At 70.5% G+C, this 6605-nt stretch carries 7 protein-coding genes; 2 read left to right on the top strand and 5 right to left on the bottom strand.

From position 1 onward, the window contains the following. Positions 1-1286: 1286 nt before the first annotated feature. Positions 1287-1682, bottom strand: a complete 396-nt coding sequence (locus BM290_RS45190; RefSeq protein WP_093622190.1) for a hypothetical protein — start codon at positions 1680-1682, stop codon at positions 1287-1289. 152 nt (positions 1683-1834) lie between these two features. On the opposite strand from BM290_RS45190, the gene BM290_RS45185 reads away from it, so the two are divergent. Beyond that, on the top strand, positions 1835-2392 hold the full coding sequence (locus BM290_RS45185; RefSeq protein WP_093622189.1) for a hypothetical protein: 558 nt from the start codon (positions 1835-1837) through the stop codon (positions 2390-2392). 36 nt (positions 2393-2428) lie between these two features. Here the strand turns inward: BM290_RS45185 and BM290_RS45180 are convergent, their stop codons facing one another. Genes BM290_RS45180 through BM290_RS45165 form a run of 4 tightly spaced genes read right to left on the bottom strand, consistent with a single transcriptional unit; the run spans position 2429 to position 5464 of the window. Beyond that, complete coding sequence (locus BM290_RS45180) at positions 2429-3475, bottom strand: ABC transporter ATP-binding protein (protein ID WP_093622188.1); 1047 nt, start codon at positions 3473-3475, stop codon at positions 2429-2431. Beyond that, positions 3472-4260 (bottom strand): ABC transporter permease, encoded by a 789-nt coding sequence (locus BM290_RS45175; protein ID WP_093622187.1) that lies wholly within the window; start codon positions 4258-4260, stop codon positions 3472-3474. The genes BM290_RS45180 and BM290_RS45175 overlap by 4 nt, the downstream gene beginning before the upstream one ends. Before the next feature lie 5 nt (positions 4261-4265). Continuing rightward, complete coding sequence (gene modA / locus BM290_RS45170) at positions 4266-5054, bottom strand: molybdate ABC transporter substrate-binding protein (protein WP_093622186.1); 789 nt, start codon at positions 5052-5054, stop codon at positions 4266-4268. Continuing rightward, on the bottom strand, positions 5051-5464 hold the full coding sequence (locus BM290_RS45165) for a TOBE domain-containing protein (RefSeq protein ID WP_093622193.1): 414 nt from the start codon (positions 5462-5464) through the stop codon (positions 5051-5053). Before BM290_RS45165 ends, modA begins: the two co-directional genes overlap by 4 nt. 411 nt (positions 5465-5875) lie before the next feature. Here BM290_RS45165 and BM290_RS45160 point away from each other — a divergent pair, with 411 nt between their 5' ends. Further along, the gene (locus tag BM290_RS45160; protein WP_143134206.1) at positions 5876-6268 is read left to right on the top strand and encodes a hypothetical protein; all 393 of its coding nucleotides are present in this window, start codon (positions 5876-5878) and stop codon (positions 6266-6268) included. Positions 6269-6605: the final 337 nt, after the last annotated feature.

Below are 6605 nucleotides of genomic sequence, written 5' to 3'. Positions count from 1 at the left end.
ACCAACATCGCCCGCGCCAACCGACGCGCCGACCGCCGTTCAAACGACCTCATCACGGCCGTGACCAGCAGCTACCCGAACACGCAATGACCCTGGGCCGGAAGGCCGGAAGGCCGGAAGGCCGGAAGGCCGGAAGGCCGGAAGGCCGGAAGGCCGGAAGGCCGGAAGGCCGGAAGGCCGGAAGGCCGGAAGGCCGGAAGGCCGGAAGGCCGGAAGGCCGGAAGGCCGGCCAATGGCAGGCGGCCTCGGATAGGCCCGCCCAGGCAGACGGACCCAGGCGGGCTTGAGAGGTCGAGGAGCCGGGGCGGGCTGGCTGGCGAGCAAGAACGGGTGCGGCCGGCAGAGGCAAGCGGGCCACGGCCAGGCAGGCCATGGCGGCGCCGGGCGAGCTAACGAGGTAGGCAAGCCAGGACCGAGCCGGGGTAGGCCGGGTCAGTGCCTGGCGGCCGGGGTAGGCAAGCCTGGCTCTCGCGGACTCGGGGCAGGTGAAACGGAGCGAGCCGAGGCAGGTAGGGGCCGGCCCGCGCAGGCCGACGCCGGGGCGGGCGGCGATCCCGGGAAGACCCAGGCGATCCCCTATAAGGCCCAGGCGATACCCGATAAGACCGGAGCGATCCTATAAAATCGGGAGCAATACCCCATAAGACCGAGTCGATCCCTATAGGGCCGGGATGATCCCGAGAAGACCGGGGCGATCACGGTCAAGCCGAAGAAGGGGCAGGTGAGCAGGGGCGGGGTGGGGGCTGGCGGTCCGGGCGAGGCGAGGCATGGCGGGTCGCGCGCGGCAAGATACGCCAGGGAAAGTCGGGTGCCGACGGGCTATTGGCAACACCGACACAGCGCGAAGCGAGGCCTGACGAAGCAAGGAGGCCGCCGCGCCCGATGGGACAGAAGGGCAAGGGCGCCAGCACAGGACAGCAATGCAAGGCCCACATGGAGCGAACCGCTGGCCAGCGCAAGGAAAGGCCCACGCGAAGCAAACCGCAAGCCGGCCCGAGGCAGGGCCCGCCAAGCCAACCGCAAGCCGACGCACGGCAAGGTCCGCCAAGCGAACCCCGACGCAACGACCCGAGGCCGGTCCAACGCCGCACCTGGCAGATCCGAGGGCGACCACACGCCGTACGGCGGCCGCTGAACGAACCGCACGAGGCCGAACAACCGCTGCCGCAGGAACCCGCGCCGGTCCGACGCCGTGATGTCCGGGTTCTGCTCCGACCCGGACAACGCGAACTCCTTCTTCGATGATCCGCTGCGTCAGCACGGCGACGGCAGCGTGGCGACGGATTTCAGAAGAAGTAGTCGCGGACCTGAGCGCGCAGCAGGTTGGCGGTGATCCGTCCAGCCAGGACCAGGGTGAGCAGGATACCTACCCGCAGGGTGAGGTCGAGCCGCCACCCGCCCCACACGGCGACCATCACGAGCGGCTGGGCCAGCAGCGCCAGAAACCAGGCGGACGCCCGGCCGCCCGCGAACCCCTTCGCTGCCACAGCCGACAGCAGGCCGCCGAGGAGCAGCCCGCCGAGGACCGTGTACACGGCGACACCGTCGCCGGGCGTCGACGCGGGCCCGGAGTTCACCACCATGAGGATCAGGAACAGGATCCCCACCATGTTGAGCACGGGCTGGAGCCGGAGCAGTCTCCGGGTCTGCTCGATACGGAACGGCAGCGAGGTCGATGTCACGGAGGCGAACTCTAACGTACGAAACAATAAAGCAACCGATGCAAGAACTTGCAAATGCATCGATCCTCACTAAGCTGACCCTGCCTCCTCCACTGAGGAGGCTCCGGCTGGTTCGTCCTGTTCAGCCGGACCATCGTCATCTCGGGAGAGCTATGCGCTCTGTCAGCAAGTTCTTGCTCGCCCTGCTCGTCGGGTTCGCCGGTGTTCTGGCGGTCGCCGGGCCGGCCTCGGCGTCTCCTCCCCCGCCCACCGACCTCGGCGGGCTCGACCTGGGCGCCTACTGCCGGTCGATCGGATATGCCGACGCCACCCTGACCGGGCCGACGGCGTACGACTGGCACTGTGTCAGCGGCAGCGGGCAGCAGGGTGACCTCGCCTTCGACGCGGCCTGCCGGTGGACGTACGCCTCCGACTACGCCGTCGACCGGATCGGCGACTTCCACGACCCGGCGTCGGTGCGCTGCTGGCTGGTCCAGCGTGACGTGGTCACCCCGGTCTTCGCCGACTACTGCACCGGCAAGGGCTACAGCGACGCCGCCCTGCTCGGCACGACCGTCTACGACTGGCACTGCGTCCAGTACAGCCGGGCCGGCCCGACCTACTACGACATCGACATCGCCGCGGCGTGCAACACCCTCACCCACGGTTACGCCAAGCTGGACCGGTTCGTGAACTTCTACGACGCCTCCACCTGGCAGTGCCGGGTCTGACCCGGTGAGAAGGCCGGCGCCGAGCGGGCGCCGGCCTCAGCCGTCACCGGGATAGGCACGCGTCTCGGCCGCTTTGACCGCCACCCACAGCTCCCGGCCCGGTTCGAGGTGCAGGTGGGCGGCTGCGGCCGGGGTGATGTCGGCGGCCACGCTGATCGGCCCGTCGAGCCGGACCCGCAGGTTGTCGCCGTGGCGCTGCACGTCGGCGAGGACGGCCGGCCAGGTGTTGCGCGGGCTGCCGTCCGGCCGGGCCGGGTGCAGGGCGACCGCCGCCGGCGGGAACGCCACGAACGCGTCCCCGTCGACACTGTCGGTGCTGGTCAGCGCGAACCCGTCGGTGATCGTCACGGTGTGCCCGTCGCCGTGGCCGCGGTAGAGGTTGAGCCCGACGAGTCGGGCCACGTAGTCGGTGCGCGGCCGGGCGGTGATCGTCGCCGCGTCGCCTTCCTGCACGACCCGGCCCTGTTCGACGATGACGAGACGGTCGGCGAGCACCAGCGCGTCCAGCGGATCGTGGGTGACGAGCAGGGTCGCGCCGGGATGCGCGGACAGGTGCCGGCGCAGCTCACCGCGGGTCTCCAGCCGGGTCCGGGCGTCCAGGGCGGCGAGCGGCTCGTCGAGCAGCAGCAGGGTCGGGTCGACGGCCAGCGCCCGGGCCAGCGCGACCCGCTGCGCCTGACCACCGGACAGGTGGCGGGGCTTGCGGCGCCCGTGGTCGGCGAGTCCGACCCGGTCGAGCCAGCGGTCGGCCACCCCGTACGCCTGCTTGCGATCCTGACCTTGCCGTCGTGGGCCGAAGGCCACGTTGTCGCGGGCGGTGAGGTGCGGAAACAGCAGGTAGTCCTGGAAGACGACGCCGATCGGACGCCGTTCCGGCGGGTCGTCGCGGATGTCGCGGCCGTCGAGCCGCAGGTGGCCGTCGTCGAGCGCAGCGAGACCGGCGAGGGCCCGCAGCGCGGTGGTCTTGCCCGCGCCGTTCGGCCCGAGCAGCGCGACCGTCTCGCCGGGAGCGATCCGCAACTCGATGTCCAGCAGAAACGTGCCCCGCCGAACGACCAGGCGGGCGTCCAGAAGCGCGGTCACGGCGCGGTCAGCCAGCGGTCGCGCAGCCCGGCCAGGATCGCGACCGAGACGACCAGCAGGATCAGGCTGAGCACGACCGCTCCCTCCAGGTCACCGCTCTCCATCGTCTGGTAGACGGCGAGCGGCATCGTCTGGGTGATGCCCGGATAGTTTCCCGCGAACGTGATCGTCGCCCCGAACTCGCCCAGCGCGCGCGCCCAGCACAGCACCGCGCCCGCCGCGATCCCCGGTGCCACCAGCGGCAACGTCACGTGGGTGAAGGTCGTCCAGCGGGTCGACCCGAGCGTGGCGGCGGCCTCCTCGAACCGGCTGTCGGCGCCGCGCAGCGCCCCCTCGACCGCGATCACCAGGAACGGCAGCGCCACGAACGACTCGGCGATCACCACTCCGGCGGTGGTGAACGGCAGCGTGATTCCGAACGTCGCGTCCAGCCACTGCCCGGCCAGCCCGCGCCGGCCCAGCGCCAGCAGCAGCGCGATGCCCCCGACGACCGGGGGCAGCACCAGCGGCACGGTGATCAGCGCCCGGACCAGACGCCGGCCCGGAAAACTCACCCGGGCCAGCATCCACGCCAGCGGCACTCCCAGGACCAGGCACAACACCGTCGCCAGCGTCGACGTGAGCAGCGACAGCCGCAGCGCCTCGACCACCCGCGGCTCGGCGAGCCGCGCCGGAAGCGTCGACCACGGCGTGCGCGCCAGCAGCCCGGCCAGCGGCAGGAGCAAGAAGATCAACCCCAAACCCGCAGGCAACAGCAGGGGTACGGGTACACGCGCCGTTCTCATGATGATCAGGGTGCCTGGAACCCGGCCTCGGTGAGAACCTTCGTGGCCTCGGGCGACGACACGTACGCGATGAACGCCTGCGCCCCGGCGCCGTTCTTCGCGTTCTTGAGCGCGACGATCGGATAGTCGTTGATCGCCTTCGCCGACTCCGGGAACTCCACGGCGTCCACGTCGGCGGCAGCCGCCTTCGCGTCGGTGCGGTAGACCAGCGCGGCGTCCACCTCACCCAGCTTGACCTTGGCCAGGGCCGCCTTCACATCCTGCTCCAGCGTCACCGGGGTGACCTTGACACCGGCCGCCTCGATCGCCGCCTTCGCCGCCGCGCCACACGGGACGGCCTCCGCGCAGAGCGCCACCTTGACATCCGGTTCGGTCAGGCCGGCCAGGCCTGCGACACCCTTCGGATTGCCCTTGGCGACCGCGATGACCAGCTGGTTCTTCACGAACGTGGTGGGCCGGCCCTCGCTGTTGCCGGCGTCGACGACGACGGCCAGGTTCTTCGGGGAGGCGGAGGCGAACACGTCCGCCGGGGCGCCCTCGTTGATCTGCGTTGCCAGGGCCGAGCTGCCGGCGAAGTTGAACGTGACGGTGGTGCCCGGGTGGGCCGCCTCGAACTGCTTGCCGATCGTGGTGAACGACTCGGTCAGGGACGCCGCGGCGAAGACCGTGATCGGCCCCGTCACGGTGCCGGCTCTGTCGCCCGTGTCGTTGTCGGTCCTCTCGCCGCCGCAGCCCGCGAGGCCGAAAGCGATCAGCGCAGCCAGACCGGCCGCCACCGTGCGAAGGGTTTTCAACTGCTTCTCCCTTTGTGTGCCCCGGCCCGCTCCACCACGACCGTGGTCGACTTGATCACTGCCACGGCGATCGAACCCACCTGCAGGTCCAGCTCGTCGACGGCTTCCCGGCTCATCAGCGACACCACCCGGAAGGGCCCGGCCTGAATGTCCACCTGCGCCATGACGGTGTCCTTGACCACCGCGGTGACGATGCCCCGCAGCCGGTTGCGCGCCGACGACTCGTCGGCCCGATCGTCCGGCTCGTTGCCCTTGGCCCGCACGAACGCGGCCAGCTCCACCCCGTCGACCACCCGGTGACCGGCCTCGTCGCGCCCCGCGGGAAGCCGCCCGGCATCGATCCAGCGGCGCACGGTGTCAGCGCTGACCCCGAGCAGCTCGGCTGCCTCGCCGATCCGAAAATCCGTCACCATGGCACTGTATCCGCTCCGCACCTGCGATCACAGGGCGGTGTTTTCACTCGCAGATGCGGCTGTCACCGTGCTGTCACCTTCGTTCCTGCATGATGTCGGCATGAGCGTTGCCGCCTGCTTCTCCGCCCCATCCGGACCCGGCGCGGGCTGGTCCTGCCGCACCTCGCCGCACCTGTCTCGCCGGCGCGGGCCGACCGGTCCGCGTGTTTCACGGCCTCCCTGACTCCGCAGCCCCGGTGCGCTTCCTCGGCTCCCGGCCCGTGGCCTCCCCGACCTCCGCAGCCCGGTGCGTTTCCTCGGCTCCTGGCTCGCGGCCTCCCTGACCTCCGCGGCCCCGGTGCGCTTCCTCGGCTCCCGGCCCGTGGCCTTCTGCGTTCCGTGGGTTCCGGCGTTCCCTACGATCGCGTGGTGGAGCATTCGTATCGGCTTCGGCAAATTGTGAGCCGGATTCCGCATGTGGCGAAGGTCTCTGTCCGGGTCGAGGCGTGCGCCCATGACGAGGTCGTCGTGTCCGACGAGGTGTTCGCCTGGCGGCGAGACGTCCACGGCCCGCAGGCGGTCAGTGGCGGCCCCGGCGACCAGGAGCTGGTGGCTGAGGCGGTCGCGGGCGTGCGGTACGTGCTGGTTCGTAGCGGTCACCACACCGGGCGCTCCGTGACGCTGATTCGGATCCTCGACACTCCCGTGGACACCGGACCAGGAGACATGAAGTTCGCCGCCGCGATGGCAGCTTGTCAGGCTCTGGAGGTGAAGCTGGAGAACCCACCGTTCATCGACGCCTCCGGTGCCGTGTTTCCCTGACCAGAACCACACGGCTCCCGGCGCCACCACGGTCTCTACCAGCGGACAGCGCACAGTGGGGGCCCACTCCTACACGATCTCGGGCCCTGCCAAAGCGGGTGCCGCAAGTCGACGACATCGCGGCCTACCACGACGTGCGGCCAGCAGTCGATCGGTCGTGCGTCGACGCCGGGATGGTGATGGCTCTCCAGGGATGGCCCTGGCGCGACCATCGGCCAAATACCGACCGAGGCGGACCTGGCCATCAGGCTCAGGAGCCAGGTGAGGGTCTTGCTGATCGGTCCGACCCGGGCGAAGCCATCCGGACGTGGCACACCTGCCGTTCCCGAGCTGGCCG

It is taken from the genome of Actinoplanes philippinensis (assembly GCF_900113015.1).
GTDB classification, from domain to species: Bacteria; Actinomycetota; Actinomycetes; order Mycobacteriales; family Micromonosporaceae; genus Actinoplanes; species Actinoplanes philippinensis.
Note: the sequence above shows the minus strand (reverse complement) of the source record. Positions and strands in the feature narration are given on the sequence as shown.